General features: G+C 67.5%; 23 protein-coding genes and 2 tRNA genes. 11 read left to right on the top strand and 14 right to left on the bottom strand.

The annotated features are described in order from the left end of the window. Nucleotides 1-23: 23 nt before the first annotated feature. The 5 genes from fabD to SB786_RS32780 form a co-directional block, all read right to left on the bottom strand. The gene (fabD, locus tag SB786_RS32800) at nt 24-956 is read right to left on the bottom strand and encodes an ACP S-malonyltransferase (protein ID WP_410731094.1); all 933 of its coding nucleotides are present in this window, start codon (nt 954-956) and stop codon (nt 24-26) included. Between the two features lie 85 nt (nt 957-1041). Then, on the bottom strand, nt 1042-2031 hold the full coding sequence (locus SB786_RS32795; RefSeq protein ID WP_410731093.1) for a beta-ketoacyl-ACP synthase III: 990 nt from the start codon (nt 2029-2031) through the stop codon (nt 1042-1044). Continuing rightward, the gene (plsX, locus tag SB786_RS32790; protein ID WP_006759766.1) at nt 2032-3138 is read right to left on the bottom strand and encodes a phosphate acyltransferase PlsX; all 1107 of its coding nucleotides are present in this window, start codon (nt 3136-3138) and stop codon (nt 2032-2034) included. It abuts the gene before it with no gap. Nucleotides 3139-3267: 129 nt separating this feature from the next. Further along, a complete protein-coding gene (gene rpmF / locus SB786_RS32785) occupies nt 3268-3447 on the bottom strand; it encodes a 50S ribosomal protein L32 (RefSeq protein WP_006759765.1) in 180 nt (59 codons plus the stop codon). Nucleotides 3448-3545: 98 nt separating this feature from the next. Further along, entirely contained in the window at nt 3546-4181 is a 636-nt protein-coding gene (locus tag SB786_RS32780) for a DUF177 domain-containing protein (protein WP_410731092.1), read from the bottom strand. 256 nt (nt 4182-4437) lie between these two features. Here SB786_RS32780 and SB786_RS32775 point away from each other — a divergent pair, with 256 nt between their 5' ends. Beyond that, entirely contained in the window at nt 4438-5067 is a 630-nt protein-coding gene (locus SB786_RS32775) for a Maf-like protein (protein WP_006759763.1), read from the top strand. After that, complete coding sequence (locus tag SB786_RS32770) at nt 5064-5786, top strand: SAM-dependent methyltransferase (protein ID WP_175754845.1); 723 nt, start codon at nt 5064-5066, stop codon at nt 5784-5786. Before SB786_RS32775 ends, SB786_RS32770 begins: the two co-directional genes overlap by 4 nt. Before the next feature lie 69 nt (nt 5787-5855). Here SB786_RS32770 and SB786_RS32765 read toward each other — a convergent pair whose 3' ends face one another. Genes SB786_RS32765 through SB786_RS32750 form a run of 4 tightly spaced genes read right to left on the bottom strand, consistent with a single transcriptional unit; the run spans nt 5856 to nt 8937 of the window. After that, the gene (locus SB786_RS32765; RefSeq protein ID WP_410731091.1) at nt 5856-6848 is read right to left on the bottom strand and encodes a S49 family peptidase; all 993 of its coding nucleotides are present in this window, start codon (nt 6846-6848) and stop codon (nt 5856-5858) included. Between the two features lie 12 nt (nt 6849-6860). After that, nucleotides 6861-7271, bottom strand: a complete 411-nt coding sequence (locus SB786_RS32760; protein ID WP_410731090.1) for a Rieske (2Fe-2S) protein — start codon at nt 7269-7271, stop codon at nt 6861-6863. Beyond that, nucleotides 7268-7927: an HAD-IA family hydrolase gene (locus tag SB786_RS32755; RefSeq protein ID WP_034176397.1), complete on the bottom strand. Its 660-nt coding sequence runs from the start codon at nt 7925-7927 to the stop codon at nt 7268-7270. Before SB786_RS32755 ends, SB786_RS32760 begins: the two co-directional genes overlap by 4 nt. A 5-nt stretch (nt 7928-7932) precedes the next feature. Continuing rightward, nucleotides 7933-8937 (bottom strand): RluA family pseudouridine synthase, encoded by a 1005-nt coding sequence (locus tag SB786_RS32750; RefSeq protein ID WP_410731089.1) that lies wholly within the window; start codon nt 8935-8937, stop codon nt 7933-7935. 722 nt (nt 8938-9659) lie between these two features. Here SB786_RS32750 and SB786_RS32745 point away from each other — a divergent pair. The 6 genes from SB786_RS32745 to SB786_RS32720 all read left to right on the top strand — a co-directional run bounded on the left by SB786_RS32745 (nt 9660) and on the right by SB786_RS32720 (nt 16912). Continuing rightward, entirely contained in the window at nt 9660-12827 is a 3168-nt protein-coding gene (locus SB786_RS32745) for an Rne/Rng family ribonuclease (RefSeq protein ID WP_410731088.1), read from the top strand. Between the two features lie 130 nt (nt 12828-12957). After that, the gene (moaA, locus tag SB786_RS32740) at nt 12958-14070 is read left to right on the top strand and encodes a GTP 3',8-cyclase MoaA (RefSeq protein ID WP_410731087.1); all 1113 of its coding nucleotides are present in this window, start codon (nt 12958-12960) and stop codon (nt 14068-14070) included. 28 nt (nt 14071-14098) lie between these two features. Further along, nucleotides 14099-14716, top strand: coding sequence for a molybdenum cofactor guanylyltransferase MobA (gene mobA / locus SB786_RS32735; protein ID WP_410731086.1), 618 nt, complete (start codon nt 14099-14101; stop codon nt 14714-14716). Nucleotides 14717-14821: 105 nt separating this feature from the next. Then, the gene (gene glp / locus SB786_RS32730; RefSeq protein ID WP_410731084.1) at nt 14822-16117 is read left to right on the top strand and encodes a gephyrin-like molybdotransferase Glp; all 1296 of its coding nucleotides are present in this window, start codon (nt 14822-14824) and stop codon (nt 16115-16117) included. 37 nt (nt 16118-16154) lie between these two features. Next, nucleotides 16155-16430 (top strand): hypothetical protein, encoded by a 276-nt coding sequence (locus tag SB786_RS32725; protein ID WP_006476519.1) that lies wholly within the window; start codon nt 16155-16157, stop codon nt 16428-16430. Next, on the top strand, nt 16427-16912 hold the full coding sequence (locus SB786_RS32720) for a GNAT family N-acetyltransferase (RefSeq protein ID WP_410731083.1): 486 nt from the start codon (nt 16427-16429) through the stop codon (nt 16910-16912). Before SB786_RS32725 ends, SB786_RS32720 begins: the two co-directional genes overlap by 4 nt. Nucleotides 16913-17006: 94 nt before the next feature. On the opposite strand, the gene SB786_RS32715 is transcribed toward SB786_RS32720, so the two are convergent. The 5 genes from SB786_RS32715 to pncB form a co-directional block, all read right to left on the bottom strand. After that, nucleotides 17007-18494 (bottom strand): DNA recombination protein RmuC, encoded by a 1488-nt coding sequence (locus SB786_RS32715; protein WP_410731082.1) that lies wholly within the window; start codon nt 18492-18494, stop codon nt 17007-17009. Then, complete coding sequence (locus SB786_RS32710; protein WP_410731081.1) at nt 18491-19480, bottom strand: 2-hydroxyacid dehydrogenase; 990 nt, start codon at nt 19478-19480, stop codon at nt 18491-18493. The genes SB786_RS32715 and SB786_RS32710 overlap by 4 nt, the downstream gene beginning before the upstream one ends. 81 nt (nt 19481-19561) lie before the next feature. Beyond that, the gene (locus tag SB786_RS32705) at nt 19562-20992 is read right to left on the bottom strand and encodes a sodium:proton antiporter (RefSeq protein WP_410731080.1); all 1431 of its coding nucleotides are present in this window, start codon (nt 20990-20992) and stop codon (nt 19562-19564) included. 92 nt (nt 20993-21084) lie between these two features. Beyond that, a complete protein-coding gene (locus SB786_RS32700; RefSeq protein WP_410731079.1) occupies nt 21085-21747 on the bottom strand; it encodes a LutC/YkgG family protein in 663 nt (220 codons plus the stop codon). An 86-nt stretch (nt 21748-21833) separates the two neighbouring features. Continuing rightward, nucleotides 21834-23033, bottom strand: a complete 1200-nt coding sequence (gene pncB, locus SB786_RS32695) for a nicotinate phosphoribosyltransferase (protein ID WP_410731078.1) — start codon at nt 23031-23033, stop codon at nt 21834-21836. A gap of 285 nt (nt 23034-23318) precedes the next feature. On the opposite strand from pncB, the gene fdxA reads away from it, so the two are divergent. The 3 genes from fdxA (at nt 23319) to SB786_RS32680 (ending at nt 23970) form a co-directional block, all read left to right on the top strand. Beyond that, entirely contained in the window at nt 23319-23642 is a 324-nt protein-coding gene (fdxA, locus tag SB786_RS32690) for a ferredoxin FdxA (RefSeq protein ID WP_006753067.1), read from the top strand. 105 nt (nt 23643-23747) lie between these two features. Continuing rightward, nucleotides 23748-23823, top strand: a tRNA-Asn gene (locus SB786_RS32685). A 71-nt stretch (nt 23824-23894) separates the two neighbouring features. Beyond that, nucleotides 23895-23970, top strand: a tRNA-Asn gene (locus SB786_RS32680). Nucleotides 23971-24084 lie beyond the last annotated feature (114 nt).

Here is a 24084-nt window from a genome sequence, read left to right as displayed (position 1 = left end):
GTCTCTTGAGGAAAGGCGCCGCGTCAGGCGGTCGCCAGCTTCAGTGCTTCGTCGAGCGACGCCGGATCGAACACCGATGCGCCGACCAGGTTGCCGTCGATGCGCTTCGTCAGGCCCGCCAGCACCTTGCCCGGACCGCATTCGATCACGTGCGTGACGCCCGTGCCCGCGATGTGCTGCACGCATTCGACCCAGCGCACCGGGCCCGCGGCCTGACGCACCAGCGCGTCCTTGATCGCGGCCGGATCGCCGACCACCGCGACGTCGATGTTGTTGACGACCGGAATCTGCGGCGCCTTCACGTCGACGTTCGCGAGATAGTCGCGCAACTGGTCCGACGCCGGCTTGAGCAGCGACGAATGGAACGGCGCCGATACCGGCAGCGGCAACGCGCGCTTCGCGCCCTTCGCCTTCGCGATTTCGCACGCCTTCTCGACGGCCGCCTTCGCGCCCGCGATCACGACCTGCGCCGGCGCGTTGAAGTTCACGGCTTCGACGACGCCCGCTTCCGCGGCTTCGGCGCACACCGCGCGCACCGTGTCGTCATCGAGGCCCAGGATCGCGGCCATGCCGCCTTGGCCGACCGGCACGGCCGTCTGCATCGTCTGCGCACGGAAGCGCACGAGCGGCACCGCGTCCTTGAACGCGATCGCGCCCGCGGCGACGAGCGCCGTGTATTCGCCGAGGCTGTGACCTGCGACGATCGACGGTGCCGGGCCGCCAGCCTGCTGCCACGCGCGATAGCACGCATAGGCGGCCGTCAGCATCACCGGCTGCGTGTTGGTGGTCAGATTGAGCTCTTCGGCCGGACCTTCGGCGATCAGCTTGCCGAGATCCTGATTGAGTGCATCGGATGCTTCCTGGAGCGTCTCGCGCACGACGGCCAGATCGGCGAATGCGTTGAGCATGCCGACCGACTGCGAGCCCTGCCCCGGAAAAACGAATGCAAATTTCATATCGTCCCCAATTGAATCGATTCGAACGGCGCGCGCGAACGGCGCGCCGGTTTGGGAGCCGCGCGCGGCAGTCGCGCGCCGCGGATCAGAAGCGGAAGACCGACGCGCCCCAGGTGAAGCCGCCGCCGACGCCCTCGATCAGCACGTGCTGGCCGCGCTGAATGCGACCGTCGCGCACCGCGGTGTCGAGCGCCAGCGGGATCGATGCAGCCGACGTGTTGCCGTGCTGATCGACCGTCACGACCATGCGCTCCTGCGGCAGGCCGAGCTTGCGGCAGGTGCTGGTCATGATGCGGATGTTGGCCTGGTGAGGAATCAGCCAGTCGACCTGCTCGGGTGCGAGATTCGCCTTGGCAAGTGCCTCGATCGCGACCTTTTCGAGCACGTTGACCGCGAGCTTGAACACGGCCTGCCCGTCCATGTACAGGAACGCGCTACCGTCGATCACGCCGCGATTGACGTTGCCCGGCGTGCAGAGGATGTGCGAATAGCTGCCGTCCGCGTGCAGCGCGCTGCCGAGCACGCCCGGCTCGTCCGATGCGGACAGGATCACCGCGCCCGCGCCGTCGCCGAACAGCACGCAGGTCGTGCGGTCCTTGAAATCGAGAATGCGCGAGAACGTCTCCGCGCCGATCACGAGCGCCGTACGGTGCTGGCCACTGCGGATGAAGCTGTCGGCCGTCGCCATCGCATAGGCGAAGCCGGAGCACACGGCCTGCACGTCGAATGCCGCGCCGCCGTTCCTGATGCCGAGCTTGTTCTGCAGCAGGCACGCCGTGCTGGGGAACACGAAATCCGGGGTCGAAGTCGCGACGATGATCAGATCGATCGATTGCGGATCGATGTCGGCCGCCTCGATCGCACGACGCGCCGCTTCGAGCGCGAGATCGCTCGTCGTGACGTCCTGTGCGGCGAAATGACGCGCATGGATGCCCGTGCGCGCAACGATCCACTCATCGCTCGTCTCGATGCCTTCCTTTGCGAGACGATCGGCGAGTTGCTGGTTCGTGACGCGGTCGGGCGGCAGGTAGCTGCCCGTGCCGAGCACGCGGGAATAGAGAGTCGATTGGGCCATTTATGCTTTAGAGGATTGCGCAGCGGAAGGTTCAGCGTGATGGCCTGCGGCCGGGCTCGTCGGAGCCACGCCGCCCGCGTCGTGTCCACCGTCGCCGAGCGACACCGAATTGTCCGCCATCGCGCGCGCGAGGCGCTCCAGCACGCCGTTTTTGACGGCATCATAACCCCGTTTGATCGCCCACTCAAACGCGTAGGCATCGGCCGAACCATGGCTTTTGATCACGAGGCCCTTCAGTCCCAGCAGCGCCGCGCCGTTGTACTGGCGATGGTCGACGCGCTTCTTGAAGCGCATCAGCACCGGCAGCGCGAGCAACGCCATCAGCTTCGACATCAGCGAACGGCCGAACTCCTCGCGGATGATGTCGGACAGCATCTGCGCGAGCCCCTCGGACGTCTTGAGCGCGACGTTGCCGACGAACCCGTCGCAGACGATCACGTCGACCGTACCCTTGTAGATGTCATTGCCTTCGACGTTGCCGCGGAAATTCAGCGTGCTGGCGCGCAGCAGTTCACCCGCGCGCTTGATCGTCTCGTTGCCCTTGATGACCTCTTCGCCGATGTTCAGCAGGCCGATCGTCGGACGCTCCTTGCCCTCGAGCGCGGCGACGAGCGCGTGCCCCATCTCTGCGAACTGCAGCAGATGCTGTGGCTCGCAGTCGACGTTCGCGCCGAGGTCGAGCATCATCGTGTAGCCGGTCGGGTTCGGCAGCGCGAACGCGATCGCAGGCCGCTCGATGCCGGGCAGCGTCTTGAGCACATAACGGGACACGGCCATCAGCGCGCCGGTGTTGCCGGCGGAGATACAGGCCTGGGCCGCGCCTTCCTTGACCTGATTGAGCGCGACACGCATCGAAGAATCCTTCTTCTTGCGCAGCGCCACTTCGACAGGGTCGTCCATCGCCACGACTTCGGTGGCGGGCACGATGGTCAGCGCGGGATCGTCGAGGGCTTTCAGCTTTTTCAGCTGAGCGCGGATCGCGCTTTCGATGCCGACGAGCATCAGGTGCGCATCAGGATGCGCGCGGACGAACTTGACTGCCGCGGGAACGGTCACGGACGGGCCGTGGTCGCCTCCCATGCAATCGATTGTGAGCTTTACGGTCATGGAATGCGACGAATTTCAGGCACAAAAAAGCGGCAGTTGAATGCCGCCTTTTTGTTGAGCCAGGAAAGTGTCAAGCGAACCAGTTGTCACGCGAACGGCGAGCGTAGCGCGCAACGCGTGACTTGACGCTTAGTCGTTCTTCGTCTTGACGACTTTCTTGCCGCGATAGTAGCCGTTCGGGCTGACGTGGTGACGCAGGTGCACTTCACCCGTGCTCGGCTCGACTGCCAGCGGCGTTGCCGTCAGGAAATCGTGCGAACGATGCATGCCGCGCTTCGACGGCGACTTCTTGTTTTGCTGGACTGCCATGACTAACTCCTAATTGATTTTCCGGATTCTAACACAGCCCGATCCGGCGCTTAACTACCCTGGCCCAAAGCCTTTACGCCTTCCCGTGCCACAACTGCTTAGTGTTTCTTGCCGCCGTCCCCGTCCTTCTTCAACGCTTGCAGCGCTGCGAACGGATTCGGCCGTTTGCCTTCGCCCTCGTCTTCGACGGACTCCTCGTCCGCGTCTTCCAAAGGACCGCTCACACCCGACACGAGGCTTTCGTGAACTGCCGGGCAAACCTCATGCCTGGGCACGAGCGGCAACGAAAGCAGCAACTCCTCTTCGATCAAGTCGACGAGATCGAACTGGCGTGTGCCCACGATCACATCGGCTTCATCGTCGTCGAGCGGAAATTCTTCAGCTTCTTCTTCGGTCGCAACGACACGGTACGTCATGTCGACGTCGAACGTCTGGTCGTACGGGGTCATGCAGCGCTGGCACGTGAGCCACGCATGGCCATGCACCGCGAGTCGCAGATACGGCTGCTGCCCATCGGCGCCGTCGTCCTGCAACTCCTTCTGGGTGAACCCTTCGGCCTGCCACGTGAAGACCGTGTCGCGATCTGGCGCGTCCGCCGCCACTTCGTTTAACATGCGCGGCAATTGCGACAGGCGCACCGCACCCGCTGCCTGCCGCCCACTGCGGGCGAATTCGAACAGGTCGACTGCGTGCGGATCAAGCGGTGCCGCCGGCTTGCCAGAAGAAGTGTTCATGTTGCGCTCCTGCCTCCAGGCTGACTTGCGGGATCCGGCTTGCTGGCGCCGCTCATTTGGCGCCGCCCACGGACGTGATCTACGCCACGTACGATTACGTAACTTTACTTCCGAAGACCCGGCAGGCGCCACCACTGCGAAAGCCTGCCGACGAAAAGCGGGAAAGCATACCTGTTTTACCTTTTGCGGTCAATCACTTATGCTTGCGCCCTCGCAACGCCGCGCCACACCTGACGACTCACCGACCCAATCGACCATGCCGCATACCGTTTGCCGCCCGCCGCGGCTGATTCTCGCCTCCAGTTCCCGCTACCGCCGCACGCTCCTGGAGCGCCTCGGTCTGCCGTTCGACGTCGTATCGCCCGACCTCGACGAAACCCCGCTCGCGGGTGAAACGCCGGCCGCGACCGCGCTGCGTCTCGCCGGTGCGAAGGCGCGCGCGGTCGCCGCGACCATCGACGCGCCGGACGGCGTGCTCGTGATCGGGTCGGACCAGGTCGCGACATTCGACGGCCTCCAGATTGGCAAGCCCGGCACGCACGAGCGCGCGCTTGCGCAGCTGCTGTCGATGCAGGGCCGCGACGTCGAGTTCCACAGTGCGCTCAGCCTGTACGACAGCCGCACGGGCGAAACGCAGAGCGAGGACGTCGTCACGCACGTGCGCTTCCGTTCGCTGCCCGAAGCCGAACTCGATGCGTACCTGCGCGCGGAAACGCCGTACGACGTCGCCGGCAGCGCGAAGTCCGAAGGACTCGGCATCGCGCTGCTCGACGCGATCGACTCCGACGACCCGACGGCGCTCGTCGGCCTGCCGCTGATCGCGCTCACCCGGATGCTGCGCACCGCGGGCTATCCGCTCTTCACCACCCACGGAGACCGCGCATGACGGCCGGCACACTTTATCTCGTCCCGAACACCCTCGGCGAAGGCGACGAATCGATGCTCGCGGCCGTGCTGCCCGCGGCCGTGCAGGCGCGCGCCGGCACGCTCGGCTATTACATCGGCGAAAACGCGAAAACGACCCGCGCGTTCCTGAAAAAGATCGGCACGACGCGGCCGATCCAGGAAATCGGGATCCGCGAACTGAACGTCAACACGCCGGCCGGCGAGATCGACAAGCTGCTCGCACCGGTGCTCGCGGGCACGGACGCCGGGCTCGTGTCCGAGGCCGGCTGCCCCGCCGTTGCCGACCCCGGCGCGCTGCTGGTCCGCCGTGCGCACGAACGCGGCGTGAAGGTCGTGCCGCTCGTCGGGCCGAGTTCGATCCTGCTCGCGCTGATGGCGTCGGGCCTGAACGGCCAGAGTTTCGCGTTCAACGGCTACCTGCCGGTCGACGCAGCCGCGCGCGCGAAACGCCTGCGCGAGCTCGAGCAACTGTCGCGCAAGGGCCGCCAGACGCAGATCTTCATCGAGACGCCGTACCGGAACCACGCGATGCTCGACACGCTCGTCGCGACCTGCGCGCCGTCGACGCAGATCTGCGTCGCGGCCGATCTGACCCTGGAGACGGAGACGATCGCCAGCCGTTCGGTGGCGGACTGGAAAAAGGCGCCGGCGCCGAATCTTCACAAGCGCCCCGCCATCTTCCTGCTGCTCGCGAACTGACGCGCCGGCCCCGCAGCCGCTTCGCGGCACGGGGCGCCCGGCCGCGTTCGCCGCCGCGCGAGCCCTCGCTCAGCGCAGGCTGAACGACGTGCCGCCCGCGGCGAGCGCCTTCATCGCCGCCCCGCCGACCGCCGCACCGAACTTGCGCGCGACGCGGTTCGTCAGGCTTTCCTTCACCGTGTAGTCGACGAGATCCGGCGCCTTCAGCACGTCGCGCGCGACCGTGTCGGTCGTGCCGTAGCCGTCGGCGAGCCCGAGTTCGACGCTCTTCTCGCCCGTCCAGAACAGGCCCGAGAACATGTCGGGCGTTTCGTGCAGCCGCTTGCCGCGACCGTCCTTCACGGCCTTGATGAACTGCGCATGGACCTGGTCGAGCAGTGCCTGCGCATGGGCGTCCATCTTCGGCGTCTCGGGCGAGAACGGGTCGTAGAAGCCCTTGTTTTCGCCCGACGTGTGCAGGCGGCGATCGACGCCGAGCTTGCCCATCAGGCCCGTGAAGCCGAACCCGTCCATCAGCACGCCGATCGAGCCGACGATGCTCGCCTTGTCGACGAAGATCTTGTCAGCGGCGGACGCAATGTAATAACCGCCCGATGCGCACATGTCGGTCACGACGACGTACAGCGGCTTGTCCGGATATTTCGTGCGCAGCCGACGGATCTCGTCGTAGACCATCCCGGCCTGCACCGGGCTGCCGCCCGGGCTGTTGATCCGCAGCACGACGCCGGCCGCGCCGTCGTCGTCGAACGCGGCATCGAGCGCCGTATTGATGTCCTCGGCGTTCGCGTTGGTGCCTGCCGCGATCTCGCCGTCGATCGTCACGAGCGCCGTGTGACGCCCGCTCGACGCGAACTTCGCGTCGCTCGAGAAATCGATCAGCGCGAATGCGAGCAGCAGGAACACGCCGAGGAACGCGAAGCGGAAGAAGATCTTCCAGCGCCGCGCCGCGCGCTGTTCCTTGACGGCCGCGAGCGCGATCCGCTCGAGCGCCGCGCGCTCCCAGTTCGGCTCGCGGCTGTCGGGACGGGACGAGGAATCAGGAATATTCGGTTGGTCGGCCATGCAGTGGTGTCGTCAGTCGGTCGTGGCGGGAGGGGGTGAAGCGGCGGGACGCAGGTCGGCATCGGGCACCCAGAATACCGCACGGCCGTCCGGCAGGTCGCGCTCGTCGACCTCCACCGGCCGCAGGCGGCCGCCGCGGCACGGGCCGCCGACGCACTTGCCGGTATCCGGCGCGTAGATCGCACCGTGCGTCGCGCACATCAGGTAGAGGCCCGACGACTCGAAGAACTGCCCTTCGGCCCAGTCGAGCTCCATCGGCACGTGCGCGCAGCGGTTCAGGTAGCCGTATGCACGGCCGTCGTAGCGCACGAAGAACACGACCGCCTGCTCGCCGCGCAGCGTCGCGTCGACGCGCACGCCGGCGCCGCCGTCGGTCAAGGCGTCCGACGCGCACACGCGCACGGCTTCGGGCGCCGCGCTCACGCGTGCTCCCGCAGCCACGCCGCCAGCGCGACGACGTCCGGCGCGACGAAGCGCGGCGTCAGCGCGGCCAGCGCATCGGCCGTATGCGCGCCGTACGAGACGCCGACCCCGGCCGCCCCCGCGCTCGCCGCCATCTGCAGGTCGTGCGTGGTGTCGCCGATCATCACGGTACGCGCCAGATCCTGCCCCAATTCGCGGGACAGTTCGTGCAGCATCGCCGGGTGCGGCTTCGAGAACGTTTCGTCCGCGCAGCGCGTCGCATCGAACAGGCTCGTCAGCTTCGACTGGTCGAGCACACGATTCAGCCCGACCCGGCCCTTGCCGGTCGCGACCGCGAGCAGGTAACCGGTATCGCGCAGTTCCGCCAGCAGTTCGCGCACGCCGGCGAACAATTCGATGCGCTGATCGTCCAGCAGGTAGTGATAGCGGTAACGCTCGGCCAGCCGCGGATAGTCGGACGGATCGAGGGTCGGAGCGGTAATGCGCAGCGCATCGCGCAGGCCGAGGCCGATCACGTAGCGGGACGCCTCGTCCGACGGCGTGGGCAGACCGAGATCGCGGCACGCGGCCTGGATGCTGTGCGCGATGTGCGCGGTCGAATCCATCAGCGTGCCGTCCCAGTCGAAGACGATCAGGTCAAATTGCTGTCGGGCCATGCGAGTCATGCGTTATCGCGCAAAGCGCGGAGTTGATCGAGGAAGCGCCGGCATTCGTCCGGCAGCGGCGCATCGAACTGCAGCGGCTCGCCGGTCAGCGGGTGCGCGAGCTTCAGCCGGTGCGCATGCAGGAACATCCGTTTCAGCGACGGCTGCGCGTTCGCGCGCGCCAGCGCCTTGTTCAGTGCGAAATCGCCGTACTTGGCGTCGCCGGCGATCGGCAGGCCGAGATGCGCGAGGTGCACACGGATCTGATGGGTCCGGCCCGTTTTGAGTTCCGCTTCGACCAGCGCGTAATCCGGCCAGCGCTCGAGCAGGTTGAACACCGTGTGCGACGGCAGGCCGTCGTCCTGCACGCGCACGCGCCGCTCCCCTTCCGCGGTCGAATATTTGAACAGCGGCGCCTTCACCGCGCGGCGGCGGCCCCAGTCGGACTGCCACTCGCCGTGTCCGCACGCGAAGTAACGCTTGTCCATCCGGTTTTCGCGGATCTGCTCGTGCAGGCCCACGAGCGCCGTGCGCTTCTTCGCGAGCATCAGGATCCCGGACGTCTCGCGGTCGAGCCGGTGCACGAGTTCGAGGAATTTGGCGCGCGGACGCGCCTGGCGCATCTGCTCGATCACGCCGAACGCGACGCCGCTGCCGCCGTGCACCGCGACGCCGGCCGGCTTGTTGATGACGAGCATCGCATCGTCTTCGTACAGCACCTCGAACTGGGCGGGCGGCACGATCGGCGTGTCGGCCCACGCGAGATCGGCCGCCGCCACCCGCACGGGCGGCACGCGGACGATGTCGCCGAACGCGAGGCGGTACTGGGCGTCGACCCGACCCTTGTTGACGCGCACTTCGCCGCTGCGCAGGATCCGGTAAATATGGCTTTTGGGCACGCCTTTACAGACGCGCAACAGGAAGTTGTCGATCCGCTGACCGGCCGAGTTTTCGTCGATCTCGATCATCGATACCTGGCCGCTTGCGACTGAATTCTGGGATATTTTGCCTAACTCATTCATACTGAATATAATTTTGCCCAGCCTGACGTTGAGGGTGGCCTGACAGGCCGGCCCCGGCTGAATCGGGCAAGGCGCAAGCGCAAACTGCTATTTTACTTGCGCCGGGGGTCCGCTGCTCGCCCCTAATCAAAGAGATGCAGCAAGTTGCACGCACGGCGCCGCCCGTCGGCAAGGATCGCGCCCACAGGCGGATTCGGTCGGCAAGGCGCCGCGGTAACGGAAAGTTGGTTGAAAAGAATTTGATCGGCAGCCCGACGGCGCGAAGTGCGTCCGCAGGCTGCCGGTTGCGAAAATTACGGCGTTGCGCCTGATTTGGCCCCGCGAAGGTGCGGGGCTTGGCGACGTCAAACCAGGGAAGTACACCCCAAGCGGGAAAGTCGGGTTGGATTCGATACTCCCCGCTGCGGCCCAAGCCGCAGCATCTGCCGCCCGTCGGCGCGCGCGACGCATTGCGCGCGCCCGTGGCGATGCCCGGACTCAGGCTTAGCGCGCTTGTGCAGCGTGCGGTGTGTGAACGCCGTGCTTTGAAACCGTATTCGCAGGTGCCCAACGGCCGCCGGCCCCGTCTTTCGGGGCCCAAGCGCCTCTTCAGGCAATTCTCCCCGCCATCCTTCCCGCTCCAGCGTGCTGGTGACAACACAACAAGGTGCGGCCTGCCGTCGTTCCCGCCTTCGCGACTGACAACCGCGAGGCGCCGGCAGCGGAGCCGCCTGGAGTCGTTCATGAAACGCATGCTGTTCAATGCGACGCAGCAGGAGGAGCTGCGCGTCGCCATCGTCGATGGGCAAAAGCTCATCGACATCGACATCGAGACAGCCGGGCGCGAACAGCGCAAAGGCAATATCTACAAAGGTGTCATCACCCGTATCGAGCCGTCGCTCGAAGCGTGCTTCGTCAACTACGGCGAAGACCGCCATGGCTTCCTGCCGTTCAAGGAAGTCGCCCGGCAGTACTTCAAGGACGGCATCGACATGCGCTCGGCGCGCATCCAGGATGCCCTGCGCGAAGGCCAGGAACTGATCGTTCAGGTCGAGAAGGAAGAGCGCGGCAACAAGGGCGCCGCCCTCACCACGTTCATCTCGCTCGCCGGCCGCTACCTCGTGCTGATGCCGAACAATCCGCGCGGCGGCGGCGTGTCGCGCCGGATCGAAGGCGACGAGCGCCAGGAACTGCGCGAAACCATGGCGCAGCTGCAGATTCCGGACGGCATGAGCATGATCGCCCGCACCGCGGGCATCGGCCGCAGCGCCGAGGAACTGCAGTGGGACCTGAACTACCTGCTGCAGCTGTGGCGCGCGATCGAAGCGGCGTCGCAAAGCGGCAATGCCGGCCAGCCGATGCTGATCTATCTGGAATCGAGCCTCGTGATCCGCGCGATCCGGGACTATTTCCAGCCCGATATCGGCGAAATCCTGATCGACACGACCGAGATCCACGATCAGGCCCGTGCGTTCATGGACATCGTGATGCCGGACAACGTGTCGAAGGTGAAGCGCTACCACGACGACGTGCCGCTCTTCTCCCGCTTCCAGATCGAGCACCAGATCGAGACCGCGTACTCGCGCACGGTGCCGCTGCCGTCCGGCGGCGCGATCGTGATCGACCACACCGAAGCACTCGTCGCGATCGACGTGAACTCGGCGCGTGCGACCAAGGGCGCGGACATCGAGGAAACGGCGACCCGCACGAACCTCGAAGCGGCGGACGAAGTAGCCCGCCAGCTGCGCCTGCGCGACCTCGGCGGCCTGATCGTGATCGACTTCATCGACATGGAGTCGGCCAAGAGCCAGCGCGAAGTCGAGCAGCGCCTGAAGGACGCGCTCAAGCACGACCGTGCGCGCGTGCAGATGGGCAAGATCTCCCGCTTCGGCCTGATGGAACTGTCGCGCCAGCGCCTGCGTCCGGCGCTGTCGGAAGGCAGCCACGTGACGTGCCCGCGCTGTAACGGCACCGGCCACATCCGCGATACCGAATCGTCCGCGCTGCAGGTCCTGCGGATCATTCAGGAAGAAGCGATGAAGGAAAACACCGCGGCGATCCACTGCCAGGTGCCGGTCGAGGTGACCGCCTTCCTGCTCAACGAAAAGCGTCAGGAAATCAACAAGATCGAGTCGCGCTTCAAGGTCGGCATCGTGCTGATCCCGAACAAGCACCTCGATACGCCGCACTACAAGCTCGAGCGCCTGCGCCACGACGACGCGCGCCTCGACGATCCGCGCGCGTCCTGGAAGATGGCCGAGGAAGCCGCCCGCGAACTGGAGTCGGAAACCGGCTACAGCAAGCGCACGGCCGACGTGAAGCCGAAGCAGGAAGCGGCGGTCAAGGGCATCACGCCCGAGCGTCCGGCTCCGGGCGCGGCACCGCAGCGCCCGGCCGAGCCGGTTGCGGCGCCCGCCCCGGTCGCCGTGGCAAGCAGCGGCGGCTTCATCGGCTGGTTGAAGGGTCTGTTCGGCGTGTCGCCGGCTCCGGCGCCCGCGCCGGTTGCACCGGCACCGGCGAAGGAACAGGCTGCCCGTCCGGCCCGCGAGCGGACCGAGAAGACCGAGCAGCGCGGCGGCGATCGCAACCGCAACCGCCGCGGCGGTGTCCAGCAGGCCCAGGGTGGCCGCGAGCAGGCAGCGACGGGCCGTGGCCAGCCGCAACGCCAGGAACGCGAAGGCAAGGAAATTCGTGAACCGCGTGAACCGCGCGAGGGTCGTGAACCGCGTGAAAGCCGCGAGCCGCGCGAAAGCCGCGAGGGTCGCGAAGGTCGTGAGGGCCGAGGCCCGCGCGAAGGCCGCGAACCGCGCGAGCCGCGTGAAAGCCGTGAGCCGCGCGAGAGCCGCGAACCGCGTGAGCGCGTCGAGCAGCCCGAAGCCGTCGAGGCAGCCGGCCGCGGCGAGCGCCAGGAACGCGGCGAACGTCGCGAGCGTGGTGAGCGCCGCAAGCCGGTGCAGCACGCGGCGACGCTCGAGACCGTCAACCGTGGCGAGAACCATCCGGAAGCGGAAGCCGACCAGGCTGTCGCAGCGCTGCCGGGCGCCGATGTCGGTGCCGACGCGGAAGCCGGCGCACGTGACGGCGAGGAACGTCGCCGTCGCCGCCGCGGCCGCCGCGGTGGTCGTCGCGAGCGCGAGGACGAAGGCTCGGCGGTCGAGCACGCCGAGCAAGGCGCGGACGGCGAAGCCCCCGTGCACGCCGTGACGACGGAAGCCCCGAACGCGGTCGAGCCGGCCCGTGCGGCCGCACCGGTCGCCGTGGCGTCCATGGCAGCCGTTTCGGCAGCAGGCGCCGCGGTTGCGGAAGCCGAAGTCGAGGAGCGTGCCGAAGCGGTCGCACCGGCCGCGGTCGAGTCGCAAACGGCACCGGTTCGTGTCGAAGCGACGCCGGTCGCACCGCTCGAGCCCGCGCCGGTCGCACCGGCAGCCGAACCGTCACCGGTCACGCCGGCCGCTGAATCGGAAGCCGGCCCGGCTCCGGTCGCGGTTTCGCCGACCGATGCGTTCGAAGTGCCGGCCGCACCGGCTGGCGTCGAAGCGCCGCAGTCCGCGCCCGTCGAGCAAGCCGCACCGGCACCGGTCGTCGCAGCTGAAGTCGCTCCGGCACCCGTTGCTCCGGCACCGGTCGCTCCGGCTCACGTCGAACCGGCTCGCGTCGAAGCCGCACCGGCCGAAACCGTTGCCACGCCGGCTCCGGCGCCCGCCCAGCCGGCCGCCGCGCCTGCTTCGGCGAGCCTCGATGCCGTGCTGGAGCAAGCCGGTCTCGTGTGGGTGAACACGGACGCCGACAAGTTCCGCGCTGCACAGGAAGCCGCATCGCGCCTGCCGCGTCCGGCCCGCGTGCCGCGCGAGCGCAAGGCGCAGCCGCCGGTCGACCCGACGCCGATGCAGCAGGTCGAAACGCACCGCTAAGCGGCGCATCGCCCGACCAGAAAAGCCCGCCTCCGGCGGGCTTTTTCATTTCCGCGCTGCGGGTTTCCGCCCCCCGGCCCGGCCGGCCGCTTGCGGCTAAAATAGAGGCCTGACTCGCACTTCTTTCAACATGTCCCGACGCATCATTCCCCTCGCCGACGTCAGCGGGATGCCGGATATCTCCGGCGTCGCGCATACCCCCGACGGCGCGCTGGCCGACAGGTTCGCCAGGCCGCTGCGCGACTTGCGCATCTCGGTGACGGACCGCTGCAACTTCCGCTGCGTGTACTGCATGCCGCGAGACGTATTCGACAAGGACTACCCGTTCCTGCCCCACAGCGCGCTGCTCACGCACGAAGAGATCGAGCGGGTGGCGCGGCTGTTCGTCGCCCACGGCGTCGAAAAGATCCGGATCACCGGCGGCGAGCCGCTGCTGCGCAAGAACCTCGAATTCCTGATCGAGCGTCTCGCGCGCCTGACGACTCACGACGGCCGCCCGCTCGACCTGACGCTGACCACCAACGGCTCGCTGCTCGCGCGCAAGGCGCGCGCGCTGAAGGACGCCGGCCTCACGCGCGTGACGGTCAGTCTCGACGCACTGGACGACACGCTGTTCAAGCGCATGAACGACGCCGACTTCGCGAGCGCCGACGTGCTCGACGGCATCTTCGCCGCGCAGGCCGTGGGCCTCGCGCCCGTCAAGGTGAACATGGTCGTGAAGCGCGGCACCAACGACGGCGAGATCCTGCCGATGGCCGAGCGTTTCCGCGGCACCGGCGTAATCCTGCGCTTCATCGAATACATGGACGTCGGCACGTCGAACGGCTGGAACATGACCGAGGTGCTGCCGTCCGCGGACGTCGTCGCGCGGATCGCCGAGCGGTTCCCGCTCGTGCCGCTCGACGCGCACACGGCGGCGGAAACCGCGCAGCGCTGGGGCTATGCGGACGGCGGCGGCGAGATCGGCGTGATCTCGAGCGTCACGCAGGCATTCTGCGGCGACTGCACGCGCGCCCGGTTGTCGACCGAAGGCAAGCTGTACCTGTGCCTGTTCGCATCGACGGGCCATGACCTGCGCGCCCTGGTGCGCGGCGGCGCCAGCGACGCCGAGATCGCGACCGCGATCGCCCGGATCTGGCAGGCCCGCACCGACTGCTATTCGCAGCTGCGCGGCAGCGCGGCCGCCAACGGCGTGCCCGACGGCGCTGGCAAGCGCGTCGAAATGTCCTACATCGGCGGCTGACGCGCGTCGCCCGAGGCAACTTCCCGCGATGTCCGCTTCCACCTCGCCCTCCATCGCCGGCCTGCTGCTCGCAGGCGGCCGTGCCACGCGCATGGACGGCGCGGACAAGGGCCTGCAACTGCTCGACGGTACGCCGCTCGCGCTGCACGTGCTGCACCGGCTCTCGCCGCAGGTCGACGAGATGCTGATCAGCGCGAATCGCAACGCCGATCGCTACGCCGAGCTCGGTGGGCCTGTCGACGCGCGCGTCGTGGCGGACGAAACACCCGATTTCCCCGGCCCGCTCGCGGGCCTGCTCGCCGGCATGCGGGCGGCGCGCGCACCGCTCGTCGCGTGCGCGCCGTGCGATACGCCCTACTTGCCGGCCGACCTCGTCGCGCGGCTGCACGCGGCGCTCGACGCGCAGCGGGCCGACATCGCGGTGGCCGTGACCGTCGACGCGCAGCACGTGCGTTCACCGCAGCCGACCTGCGCGCTGCTGCGTACGTCGCTTGCGGACGATCTCGCCGCCGCGCTCGCGGCCGGCGAGCGCAAGGTCCGTGCGTGGTACGCACGCCACAAGACGGTCGAAGTCGAGTTTCGCGACGAGCGTGCGTTTTACAATGCCAATTCCTGGCATGAACTCGCCGCGCTTGCCCGCCGCTGACGGCACCGGCATCCGTTCCCGCCCGCCGCATGCGCCTTCGCGCTCAGGCGCCCTCCGCGCGCCACCGGCCACGAACCCGATACGCCTTGCGGCGCAGTCCGACTGATGATCACGCAATCCTCGCCCGCCTCCCGAACCGCACCCGATTCCGCCGCCCCGCTGTCGCTCGCCGACGCGCAGGCGCTCGCGTGCCGGTTCGCGGTGCCGGTCGACGCGTGCGACACGGTGTCGCTGCATGACGCACTCGACCGCGTGCTCGCGGTCGATGTGAACGCGCCGTTCGACATTCCCGCGTACGACAACTCGGCGATGGACGGCTACGCGTTCGACGGCAGCGCAGGCGCGCTGGCAGCGACCGCCGATATCACGCTGACGGTCGCCGGCGCGGCGTTCGCCGGCCATCCATTCGACGGATCCGTGACGGCCGGCGCGTGCATTCGCATCATGACCGGCGCGCCGATGCCGGCCGGGTGCGACACGGTCATCCCGCAGGAACGCGTGCGCGTCGACGGCGATGTGATCCGCTTCGCCGCACACGACGTCGCACGCGGCGCAAACTGCCGCCGGGCCGGCGAGGATCTCGCGCGCGGCGCCTGCGCGCTCGCCGCCGGCCGCATCCTGCGCCCGTCCGATCTCGGCCTGCTCGCATCGTTCGGGTTGCGCGAAGCCACGGTGCGCCGCCGCGTGCGCGTCGCCGTGTTCTCGACCGGCGACGAACTGCGCGAACCCGGCGAACCGCTCGGCCCCGGCTCGCTGTACGACAGCAATCGCGCGATGCTGGTCGCGATGCTCGAACGGCTGCACATCGACGCGCTCGATCTCGGGATCGTCCGCGACGATCCGGCCGCGCTCGAACGCGCGCTGCGCGATGCCGCCGACGCACGGGCCGACGCGGTGATCACGTCGGGCGGCGTATCGGCCGGCGAAGCCGATTTCACGCGCGACGTGATGGCGCGGCTCGGCGACGTGACCTTCGCAAGCCTCGCGCTGCGGCCGGGCCGCCCGCTCGCATGCGGCACGCTCGCGCGCGCGGGCGACGGCGCCGGCCACGTGCTGTTCTTCGGGCTGCCCGGCAACCCGGTCGCATCCGCCGTGACGTTCTACGCGATCGTGCGCCCCGCGCTGCTGACGCTGGCCGGCGCGCACACGCCGCCGCCCGCGACGTACACGGCGCTCAGCACACTGGCGTTGAAAAAGCGTCCGGGCCGCACCGAATACCTGCGCGCCGTGGCGACGCGTGCCGCCGACGGCCAGTGGCACGTCGCGCCGGCCGGTTCGCAGAGTTCCGCATCGTTGAGCGGTCTCGCGGCCGCCAACTGTTTCATCGTCCTGGGCCACGATTCCGCGGCAGTCGACGCGGGCGCCCCGGTCGACATCCTGCCGCTCGACGGCCTGATCTGAATTCCAATCGATATATCTCTACGGGGGCAATCCGCACATGAAGAAACAAATCTCGTCGATCGCCGCGGGGCAGACCGCAAAGGCGCTGATCCTCGTCTATCTGACGTTCAGCGTGCCGATCGTGCTGCTCGGCATCCTGGTCGCGTACATCCGCTACGGGATGGTGGAGCTGAGCACGATCCTGAGCGCGCTGCTGCTGAACGCGATCCTCGGTTTCGTGCTGCTGTGGATCGCCTGCCACGCATACAACTGGGTCGCATCGCGTTTCGGCGGCATCGAGATCGTGCTGTCCGATCCGCCGGAGGAAGCATGAGCGGCACGCCGCTGATCCGCGCGGCCGAAGCGCGCGACGTCGGCGCGATCCTTGCGCTGATGCGCGAGCTGGCCGAGTTCGAGAAGCTCACGCACCTGTTCGTCGCGAGCGACGCCGATCTGGCCGACGCACTGTTCGGTGCGCGCCCCGCCGCCGAAGCGCTCGTCGCCGAGCGCGACGGCGCGATCGTCGCGTATGCGCTGTTCTTCCACAACTATTCGACGTTCCTCGGCCGTCGCGGGCTGTATCTCGAGGATCTGTACGTGCAGCCGTCGCAGCGCGGCACGGGTCTCGGCACCGCGATGCTGCAACACCTCGCGGCACTCGCCGTCGAACGCCGCTGCGGGCGCTTCGAATGGTCGGTGCTCGACTGGAACCAGCCGGCGATCGATCTCTACGAGAAGATGGGCGCGACCGTGCTGCCGGAGTGGCGCATCGTGCGCGTAACCGGCGACGCACTGGATGCGCTCGCCGCACGCTGAACGCGGGCCGGCCACGCCGGTCGCCGCTGCAAAAAAACGGGCGCCGCGGCGCCCGTTTTTCGTTTCAGCCGGTTGCGGCCGCATACGTCGTGCGTCATGCCTCGTCCGCATCGGCGCCGTCTGCGCCGTCCGCGACTTCCGCACCCAGCAGCCCGGCCGCCGTATCGCCCGGTAACGCCTCGACCTGCTTCAGCTTGCGGTTCATCACGCGCGTGCGCTGCTCGGCTGCCTCGATCGAGCGCGTGACCGTTTCGAGCTGCGCCTTCGTGCGCGCAAGCACATCGCCGAACTTGCCGAACTCGGTCTTCACCGCGCCGAGCACCTGCCACACTTCGCTCGAGCGCTGCTCGATCGCGAGCGTGCGAAAGCCCATCTGCAGGCTGTTCAGCAACGCGGTCAGCGTGGTCGGGCCGGCCACCGTCACGCGATAGTCGCGCTGCAGCAGGTCGGTCAGCCCCGGGCGGCGCAGGATCTCCGCAAAGAGCCCCTCGGTCGGCAGGAACAGCAGCGCGAAATCGGTCGTATGCGGCGGTGCGACGTACTTCTCGGCGATCGTCCTCGCCTCCATCCGCACGCGCGCCTCGAGCGCACGGGCCGCTTCCTCGACCGCCACCGAATCGGCACGTTCCTGCGCATCGATCAGCCGCTCGTAGTCCTCGCGCGGAAACTTCGCGTCGATCGGCAGCCACACCGGCGGCGCATCGCCCGTACCGGCGGCGCGCCCCGGCAACCGGATCGCGAACTCGACGCGTTCGCTGCTCTTCGGCACCGTCGCGACGTTCTTCGCGTACTGGTCGGGCGTGAGCATCTGCTCGAGCAATGCCTCGAGCTGCACCTCGCCCCAGGTGCCGCGCGTCTTCACGTTGGTCAGCACCTTCTTCAGGTCGCCGACGCCGGCCGCGAGCGTCTGCATCTCGCCGAGCCCGCGGTGCACTTGCTCGAGCCGGTCCGACACGAGCTTGAACGATTCGCCGAGCCGTTGTTCGAGCGTCGCATGCAGCTTCTCGTCGACGGTGCGGCGCATCTCCTCGAGCTTCGCCGCGTTGTTCGTCTCGATGTCCTTCAGCCGCTGCTCGAGCGTCGCGCGCACTTCGCCGATCCGGCGATCGTTGGCCTCGGTCAGTTGCGTGAGCTGCCGGTTCAGCGTGTCGCCGAACAGCCGCAGTGCGACCGTCTGCTCTTCGCGCGCCTGCTGCGCCTGGCGCTGCACGCTCTCGCGCATCGCGTCGAACTGCTGCGCGTTGCCGGCGACGAGCTTGCCGAGCTGTTGCGCGAAACCATCGATCTGGTTGTTCTGCACGGTCGCAATGCTGGTCAGCTGGGTCGCGAGCGTCTGCTGAAGCTGCGAGAAACTGCCAGCCAGCTCGGTGCGCGAGCCGCGCGCGTTCTCGACGATTTCGCCGCGCAGCTCGCGTTCGAGCCGTTCGACCGCGAGCGCCTGCGCGTGCGCGGCGTCCTCGATCTGGTCGCCGAGCACGGCCGCATCGTCATGGCGGCCGCCGCCGCGCACGAGCGCGACGATCGCCACCGCGAGCGCGACGGCCAGCACGACGACCGCCGCCAGCAACAACGTCGTCGTCATGCGCGCGGCTTCCCGATCACGTCAGGGTTGATCGGATTCGGCGGCTGCCCCGCGCGCGGCCCGACGCCCAGCGCGGCGATCAGGTTGTCGGCCGCGAGGTTCGCCATCGCGCGGCGCGTCTTCTCGGTCGCGCTCGCGATGTGCGGCGTCAGCACGACGTTCGGCACCTCGAGCAGCGCCGGATGAACGCTCGGCTCGCCTTCGTATACGTCGAGGCCGGCCGCGGCGATCGTCCCGTCGCGCAGCGCGGCGGCCAGTGCCGCGTCGTCGACGATGCCGCCGCGCGCGATGTTGGTCAGCGTCGCGGTCGGTTTCATCTTCGCGAGCTCGGCCGCGCCGATCGTGTGATGGTTCTCCTTCGTGTACGGCAGCACGAGCACGACGTGATCGGCGCGCGCCAGCAGCGCGTCCTTCGCCACGTATTCGGCGTTCAGCTCGGCCTCGATCTCGGGTGCGACCCGCGACCGGTTGTGATAGATCACCTGCATCCCGAAGCCGCGCGCGCGGCGTGCGAGTGCCTGGCCGATGCGCCCCATGCCGATGACGCCGAGCGTCGAGCCGTAAATGTCGCTGCCCAGGAAACCGTCGTACGCCCACTTCCGCCAGTGCCCGGCGCGCAGCCAGTGCTCGGATTCGGCGATCCGGCGCGCGGCCGCCATCATCAGCGCCCAGCCGAAATCCGCGGTGGACTCGTTCAGCACGTCGGGCGTGTTGGTGCCGAGCACGTTCGCCGCGTTGAACGCGGCCATGTCGAAGTTGTTGTAGCCGACCGCCATGTTCGACACGACGCGCAGGCGCGGCGCCGCCGCCAGCGCGGCCGCGCCGACCGGGTCGCCCGCCGTCAGCGCGCCGTCCTTGTCGGCGAGACGCGCGGCAAGCGCATCGGGCGCGAGTGCGTCGCCGTTGTTCCAGTCGACTTCGAAATACTGCTCGAGCCGTTCGATCACGTCCGGAAAGATCGGACGTGCGACCAGGATCTTCTGCATCGCCATCTCCGCATGCCGCGGCCGGAACGCGGCGCATCGTGCGCCGCCGAAACCGTCCGCGCTTGGTTGAAAATAATCAGCCTACGCCGGGAAGAAGAGCCACGACGTCAGCAGGAATACCGGTACCAGTATCACGAGCGCCCAGCCGAGATACGCGAAGAAGCTCGGCATCCTCACGCCGCGCGACTCCGCGATCGCCTTCACCATGAAGTTCGGCGCATTGCCGATGTAGCTGTTCGCGCCCATGAATACCGCCCCCGCGGAAATCGCAGCGAGCGTCGTCGCACCCGTCGTCATCAGCGCTTGCGCGTCGCCGCCCGCGAGGTTGAAGAACACGAGATAGGTCGGCGCGTTGTCGAGGAACGACGACAGCAGGCCGGTCGCCCAGAAGTACATCGCGTCGATCGGCTTGCCGTCGGGGCCCGTGACGAGATGGACGATCTGCGCGAACGCGCCCTGCGCACCCGCGCGCAGGATCACGATCACCGGCGCGATCGTCACGAAGATCCCGGCGAACAGCTTCGCGACCTCCTCGATCGGCGCCCAATTGAATGCGTTGCCTTCGCGCGCCGAGCGCGGCGTCAACGCGAGCGACGCGAGCGCCACGACGACGAGCGCGACGTCGCGCACGAGATTCTGCAGCACGACGTGCGTGCCCCACACGTCGAACGTGATGCCCGGCTTCCAGATGCCGCTCATCAGCACGAGGCCGATCACGGCCGCGAGCAGCACGAAGTTGACCTTGCCGTCGATCGACAGCGCGGCGCCGTCGGGTGTCGGGTCGAGCGCGGCCGGCCGCTCCTCGCCACCCTTCCGGTAGAAGTACGTATCGAGCACGAAGAACAGCGTCAGCAGCACCGCGCAGATGAACAGCATCGGTAGCGCGAGATGCGTGGTCGTCCAGAAGAAGCTCACGCCGTTCAGGAAGCCGAGGAACAGCGGCGGATCGCCGAGCGGCGACAGCGAGCCGCCCGCGTTCGCGACGAGAAAGATGAAGAAGATCACGACGTGCACGACATGCTTGCGGTTGTCGTTCGCGCGCAGCAGCGGGCGGATCAGCAGCATCGCGGCGCCGGTCGTGCCCATCACGCTCGCGAGCAGCGTGCCGAGCGCGAGGATCGCGGTGTTCAGTTTCGGTGTGCCGTGCAGGTTGCCGTTGACGCAGATGCCGCCGGCGACCGTATAGAGCGCGGTCAGCAGTACGATGAACGGAATGTATTCCTCGAGCAGCGCGTGCACGAGCGTACCGAACGCCGTGCCCGCGCCGAATGCGACCGCGAACGGCGCCAGGAACGCGATCGCCCACGCCGCGGCGATCTTGCCGAAGTGGTGATGCCAGAACACCGGCGCGACGAGCGGGAACACCGCGATGGACAGCAGGATCCCGGCGAACGGGATACCCCAGAGTGCGGACAGCGTGGCACCGTCGAGCGTGGCGGCCGATGCGAGCGCGGGAACGGCGCCAAGCGCGGCTCCCGACGCCATGCCCGCCCAGGCGGCATGTCGTTTCATGCAGAACTTCCTTGTGCGAGTGAGTCGAGTGAGGATGAAGCCGGCGCGCGCGTCATGCGCCGCGCACGACGAGATTGAAGCCGGCGCGCGCGTCATGCGCCGCGCACGACGATCGCGTGAACGCGGTACGGGCCGTGTGCGCCCAGCACGATGGTCTGCTCGATATCGCCCGTGCGCGACGGGCCCGATACGAAATTGACCGCGCGCGGCAATTCGCCGCGCTCCGCGCGAATCAGCGCGAAGGCATCTTCATGGCCCGCGACGATCCGCGACGCCGGCACGATCGCGATGTGCGTCTCCGGCAGCAACCCGGCCGATGCGTAGGTGTCGGGGCCGGACAGCAGCACCAGCGAACCCGTTTCGGCGGTTGCGCAAAAGCAGCCGGTCAGGCCGACGAGATCGCCGTCGCGCGGCTTGCGACATTCGACCGTCAGGCCCGCGCCGGCCCAGTCGAGCTCGGCGAGCGTGCGCCATGCGACGGCCTGCATCGGCAGGCTGTGAGCGGCAAGATAGCGGGCGGCGGCGGCGGGCGCATCGGCCAGCGTCGCGACTTCGTCGACCGTCGTCGACAGGCGCGCCGCTTCATCGACGAATGCGGCGACGAGGTCGGCCGGCATCGGCGGGCGCGGCCCTTCGGGATGGCGAGCGAGATACTCGGCGACGCCGTCGCGTTCCGCTGCATCGGGTTCGGGCGCGCGTCCTTGCGCCGCGCGAATGCGTGCGAGGATCTGGCGACGGGCAGCGGAAGTGTCCATGAACGGTCCTCGTGACATGAGCGTGCGATACCGTCGGATTATACCGGCCGCCCTCGCCGCGACGCACCTGGCCGGACGGCCGACGCCTACTGCGATGCGTCGTCGCCGGCCGGCTGCGCGATGCCGAACACCTGGCGCAGGTACGCGAGATACGCGCGGTCGTCGCACATGCTCTTGCCCGGCGAATCCGACAGCTTCGCGACCGGCTGCCCGTTGCAGCGAACCATCTTGATCACGATCTGCAGCGGCACGTAGCCGAGATCGTTCGTCAGGTTGGTGCCGACGCCGAACGCGAGCTTGCAGCGGTTGCGGAATCGTTCGTACAGCTGCATGACCTTGGGGATGTCGAGCGCATCCGAGAACACGAGCACCTTGGTGCGCGGGTCGCAGCGGTTCGCCTCATAGTGGCGCAGCATGCGCTCACCCCACTCGAACGGATCGCCCGAATCGTGGCGCGCGCCGTCGAATAGCTTGCAGAAGTACATGTCGAAGTCGTTCAGGAACGCATCCATCCCGTAGACGTCCGACAGCGCGATCCCGAGGTCGCCGCGATACTCTTTCGCCCACATCTCGAAACCGTAAGTCTGCGAATCGCGCAGCCGCGGGCCGAGCGCCTGGCATGCCTGCAGGTATTCGTGCGCCATCGTGCCGAGCGGCGTCAGCTCGTGCTTCATCGCGTAGAACACGTTGCTCGTGCCCGCGAACTGCGGCCCGAGCCCGTCGCGCAGCGTCAGCGCGACCTCCTCGTGCCACACCTTCGAGAAACGCCGGCGCGTGCCGTAGTCGGCGATCTTGCAGTCGGCGAACTCGGGCTTCGCGCCGAGGAGCTTGATCTTCTCGCGCAGCCGCTCGCGGCCTTCGCGATAGTCGGGCTCGCGCTGCGTGTTGCGGAAATAGACTTCATTGACGATCGCGAGCACCGGAATCTCGAACAGGATCGTGTGCAGCCACGGCCCCTCGATCACGATGTCGATCTCGCCGCTGCCCTTCGGCGAAGGCGTGATCGAGATGTACTTCTCGTTCAGGTGGAACAGCGCGAGGAAGTCGACGAAATCGCTCTTGATGAAGCGCATCCGCCGCAGATAGTCGAGTTCGACGTCGGTGAAGCGAAGCGAACACAGGCCGCGCACCTCGTCGCGGATCTCGTCGATGTACGGGACGAGATCGACGCCGGGCGTGCGGCACCGGAACCGGTACTCGACGTTTGCGGCGGGAAAGTGATGCAGGACGACCTGCATCATCGTGAACTTGTAGAGATCCGTGTCGAGCAGCGAAGTAATGATCATGATTGCGGCACCGCCAATATCGAGACAGGGTCCGGCACACCGCGCGCCGCCCGGTCGTCGGCCATGTTACCCGAATGCGGGCCGGACCATCGTGAAAGCGCCCCTGCCCGCTCCGGCCGGGCCGCCATTGCCGCACGCGCGGCATCCCCCGTGGGCCCCATAAACTAATCACGAAACGATATAAGCCGGAAAGCCGACCACGTCATGCGGGTTTTGCGCTTCAGTTACAATGCCGCTTTTGGCGCAAACGCCACCCCATATATACCGCCAAGCAGGAGCGTTTTAATGACTCACGTTGTGACCGAAGGCTGCATCAAGTGCAAATACACGGACTGCGTGGATGTGTGCCCGGTGGATTGCTTCCGTGAAGGTCCCAACTTTCTCGCCATCGATCCGGACGAGTGCATCGACTGCGCCGTGTGCGTCGCCGAGTGCCCGACCAATGCGATCTATGCCGAAGAAGACGTTCCGGGCGACCAGCAGCAGTTCACCGAGCTGAACGCCGAGCTGGCGAAGAACTGGCCGTCGATCACGAAGACCAAGCCGGCACCGGCCGACGCGGACGAGTGGAAGGACGTGCAGGAAAAGCTGCACCTGCTCGAGCGCTGATCGCGCAGCGGCGCCGCGCAATATTTTTTGCGCACCGCCGCCCAAAGGTATTGACAGGTTAGCCAACGCCCCATAAAATCTCGTTTCTCTGCTGTTGTTGTTTGTTCCCCGATAGCTCAGTCGGTAGAGCGCCGGACTGTTAATCCGTAGGTCCCTGGTTCGAGCCCAGGTCGGGGAGCCAAAAAAGCAAAGGCCCGTTGAATGTGCGCGGGTTTCTTGTTGGAAACAAACCAAGCAGATGTACCGATTTATTCCCCGATAGCTCAGTCGGTAGAGCGCCGGACTGTTAATCCGTAGGTCCCTGGTTCGAGCCCAGGTCGGGGAGCCAGACAGCGAAAGGCCCGTCATTCGACGGGCCTTTTGTTTGGTTCTTCACGGATTACCGGGATAGGCGGCCTTGATCTTGAGGAAGAAGTAAGCGCTGTCGCGGTAGCCGTAGGCC

Origin of the sequence: Burkholderia sp. SIMBA_062 (assembly GCF_046534765.1) — a bacterium.
GTDB classification, from domain to species: Bacteria; Pseudomonadota; Gammaproteobacteria; order Burkholderiales; family Burkholderiaceae; genus Burkholderia; species Burkholderia ambifaria.
This window is presented reverse-complemented; position numbering and strand designations above follow the sequence as displayed.

Bases quoted from the DNA above. Each gene is read 5' to 3' on its own strand.
- SB786_RS32720 (WP_410731083.1), top strand. From the start codon at position 16,427: ATGAGCGGCACGCCGCTGATCCGCGCGGCCGAAGCGCGCGACGTCGGC.
- rpmF (WP_006759765.1), bottom strand. From the start codon at position 3,447: ATGGCAGTCCAGCAAAACAAGAAGTCGCCGTCGAAGCGCGGCATGCAT.
- SB786_RS32795 (WP_410731093.1), bottom strand. From the start codon at position 2,031: ATGGCCCAATCGACTCTCTATTCCCGCGTGCTCGGCACGGGCAGCTAC.
- plsX (WP_006759766.1), bottom strand. From the start codon at position 3,138: ATGACCGTAAAGCTCACAATCGATTGCATGGGAGGCGACCACGGCCCG.
- glp (WP_410731084.1), top strand. From the start codon at position 14,822: ATGATCACGCAATCCTCGCCCGCCTCCCGAACCGCACCCGATTCCGCC.
- pncB (WP_410731078.1), bottom strand. From the start codon at position 23,033: ATGATCATTACTTCGCTGCTCGACACGGATCTCTACAAGTTCACGATG.
- SB786_RS32725 (WP_006476519.1), top strand. From the start codon at position 16,155: ATGAAGAAACAAATCTCGTCGATCGCCGCGGGGCAGACCGCAAAGGCG.
- SB786_RS32705 (WP_410731080.1), bottom strand. From the start codon at position 20,992: ATGAAACGACATGCCGCCTGGGCGGGCATGGCGTCGGGAGCCGCGCTT.
- fdxA (WP_006753067.1), top strand. From the start codon at position 23,319: ATGACTCACGTTGTGACCGAAGGCTGCATCAAGTGCAAATACACGGAC.
- fabD (WP_410731094.1), bottom strand. From the start codon at position 956: ATGAAATTTGCATTCGTTTTTCCGGGGCAGGGCTCGCAGTCGGTCGGC.
- SB786_RS32750 (WP_410731089.1), bottom strand. From the start codon at position 8,937: ATGAATGAGTTAGGCAAAATATCCCAGAATTCAGTCGCAAGCGGCCAG.
- mobA (WP_410731086.1), top strand. From the start codon at position 14,099: ATGTCCGCTTCCACCTCGCCCTCCATCGCCGGCCTGCTGCTCGCAGGC.
- SB786_RS32775 (WP_006759763.1), top strand. From the start codon at position 4,438: ATGCCGCATACCGTTTGCCGCCCGCCGCGGCTGATTCTCGCCTCCAGT.
- SB786_RS32770 (WP_175754845.1), top strand. From the start codon at position 5,064: ATGACGGCCGGCACACTTTATCTCGTCCCGAACACCCTCGGCGAAGGC.
- SB786_RS32765 (WP_410731091.1), bottom strand. From the start codon at position 6,848: ATGGCCGACCAACCGAATATTCCTGATTCCTCGTCCCGTCCCGACAGC.
- moaA (WP_410731087.1), top strand. From the start codon at position 12,958: ATGTCCCGACGCATCATTCCCCTCGCCGACGTCAGCGGGATGCCGGAT.
- SB786_RS32755 (WP_034176397.1), bottom strand. From the start codon at position 7,927: ATGGCCCGACAGCAATTTGACCTGATCGTCTTCGACTGGGACGGCACG.
- SB786_RS32780 (WP_410731092.1), bottom strand. From the start codon at position 4,181: ATGAACACTTCTTCTGGCAAGCCGGCGGCACCGCTTGATCCGCACGCA.
- SB786_RS32700 (WP_410731079.1), bottom strand. From the start codon at position 21,747: ATGGACACTTCCGCTGCCCGTCGCCAGATCCTCGCACGCATTCGCGCG.
- SB786_RS32710 (WP_410731081.1), bottom strand. From the start codon at position 19,480: ATGCAGAAGATCCTGGTCGCACGTCCGATCTTTCCGGACGTGATCGAA.
- SB786_RS32715 (WP_410731082.1), bottom strand. From the start codon at position 18,494: ATGACGACGACGTTGTTGCTGGCGGCGGTCGTCGTGCTGGCCGTCGCG.
- SB786_RS32745 (WP_410731088.1), top strand. From the start codon at position 9,660: ATGAAACGCATGCTGTTCAATGCGACGCAGCAGGAGGAGCTGCGCGTC.